The organism is Frankia sp. CgKIO3, assembly GCF_977946435.1.
The window spans coordinates 7,428-9,444 of sequence record NZ_CDWTMO010000159.1 but is presented as its reverse complement, the minus strand read 5'-3'; the positions used below and the strand labels follow the sequence as shown (position 1 = coordinate 9,444).

3 protein-coding genes are annotated in these 2,017 nt (G+C 65.9%); 1 reads left to right on the top strand and 2 read right to left on the bottom strand.

The window, feature by feature from the left end:
* Positions 1-539 (top strand): NUDIX hydrolase (locus tag AC08OJ_RS16060; protein WP_476596150.1); only part of this gene is annotated, 539 nt, incomplete at its 5' end.
* Positions 540-725: 186 nt separating this feature from the next.
* Here AC08OJ_RS16060 and AC08OJ_RS16055 read toward each other — a convergent pair.
* Positions 726-1,358 carry a mycothiol-dependent nitroreductase Rv2466c family protein gene (locus tag AC08OJ_RS16055; protein WP_476596148.1) on the bottom strand — a complete coding sequence of 211 codons (633 nt, stop codon included), beginning with the start codon at positions 1,356-1,358 and terminating at the stop codon, positions 726-728.
* Between the two features lie 16 nt (positions 1,359-1,374).
* Positions 1,375-2,017: 3'-5' exonuclease (locus tag AC08OJ_RS16050; protein ID WP_476596147.1), on the bottom strand; the 643-nt coding region annotated here is incomplete at its 5' end.

The following is a 2,017-nucleotide window of genomic DNA, read 5'->3' as shown; positions in this document are numbered from 1 at the left end:
CGAGTGCGCTTTCCGCCTACATCGAGTGTTACCCCGACGAGGCCACGCTGCTGGCTGAGCCGCTGCTACTGCTTTCTCAAGGACGGGATTTCGCCTCGCGGCGGACCTTTCCGATGCACGTAACCGCCGGTGCGCTTCTGGTCCGTAGTGACGTCCGCGGCGACGCCGAGATCCTGCTGGTCGAGCACCGCGCATACGGGATCACGTTGCAGCCTGGCGGCCACCTGGAGCCGACCGACACCACACTCATCGGCGCGGCAGTGCGCGAGCTGACGGAGGAGACCGGTGTTGACCCCGGCACGGTCTTCCCCGCGTTGCGAACCCCCGTCTATATCGAGTACGGCCAGGTTCCGGCACGACCGATGAAGGACGAGCCGGATCACTACCACCTCGACATCGGGTACGCCTTCACCACGGCGCATGCGGACGTGGGGCGCATCCAGGAGTCCGAGGTTCACGGTGCCGCATGGTATCCGCTCGCGGTGGCCGAGCGGCTTGTCGGCCATCGCATCGCGCGAGCGGTCAGTGCACCGGCCTAGATCGGCTGACCGGGGCTCGCTGAACGACCCCGGCAAACAGCGGCGCCTTACCGCGGAGCGCACCAGTCAAGGCTCCGTGGTCGTCGTCAGCCCTCCCTGCCGAACCGGATGTCGAACCGAGCCCGGAACTTGGACGGTCGGAGCCTCGGCCGACGCTGGCCGAGCTGTGGTGTCCGCTCACGCGTCTCACTCGAAGGACGGTTTGCGGTCCCGGGTTCGCTTGAGCTCGAAGAAGCCGTCCGTCCCAACGACCATGACCAGGCCGTCCCAGAATCGTCCGGCGGCTTCACCGCGAGGGGCGGGTGTGATCACGGGGCCGAACAAAGCCGTGCCACCGATGCGGAGAACAGGCGTCCCGACGTCAAGGCCGACCTCGTTGAACGCATCGTCGTGCGAGTCGGTGATGAGTTGGTCGAACTCGGTGCTTGCGGCGGCCGAGGCCAGCGAGCCGGGCAGGCCCGCCTCCGCGAGAGCCTCGGTGATCACAGTGGGATCGTCGCGGCGTCGTTGGTTGTGCAGCCGGGTGCCGATCGCGGTGTACAGCGGTCCGAGGACGCCACGGCCGCCGTGCTCGGCGGCTGCCGCGCAGACCCGCACCGGACCCCACGCACGCATCATCAGGTCACGGTAATCCTCGCTAAGTCCCTTGCCCTCGCGCTGGACCAGGTTCAGGTAGGCCAGCGACATGATCCGCCAATCGGCGCGCACCGGCCGGACCTGCTCGACCTCCAGGAGCCAACGTGAAGTGATCCACGCCCACGGGCACAGCGGATGAAACCAGAACCCGACCTCGGCGCGGCCGGACTGTTCCCTGGTCATCAAAGTGAACTCCGTCCTATCTCAGACCGGTTGTGCCCAGGTCTTCTCCCGTCGGGAACGCGATGTCGAACAGGCCGCCCTGGACGGGCCTATGAATTCGTAATGAAGTAATTAATGCAAGCCAATATGCGTCTTCGCAGGTCACGGGCTCGCGAGGACCCCGAAGTGAACAAGTTATTTCATTCCTAATCCTATTGCACTTGGCCGTGCGTCCCGCGAGTTTCATCAGAGCCGCGAGATCACTGAGCTGCGGATCTTCGTCCGCAGCGCTGACGATCCGGAAGAACACCTGGGCGGTGACGTCAACGTCAGCAGGGGCCCGGTGGCGATCCGCCGGCTGCTTGATGTGGAAATGCGCCAGCAGCGTGTCGAGCCGGTAGTTCGGCAGACCTGGGATGAGGTGCCTGGCAAGCGGGATCGTGTCGAGGAAGTCAACGTGGGCCAGCACCGGGCAGTGCTCGCGCTGATTGTAGATGATGTTGGCTTCGGTGGCGGCGTGTTGAGCGACCAGCAGGTACTGAATGCCCTCAGTGAATCGCCGGTCCAATGCGCCCAGCGCGTCGGCCGGGCTGGGCGCCTGGCGCAGTTGCTCGGGGGTGAGGCCGGTCTGGGCCGTGTCGGCCGGCGTCACCGGGGCGAACGCGAGCGGCCGGATGAGA

Coding starts and splice junctions, on each gene's coding strand:
- AC08OJ_RS16055 (WP_476596148.1), bottom strand. CDS start 1,358: ATGACCAGGGAACAGTCCGGCCGCGCCGAGGTCGGGTTCTGGTTTCAT.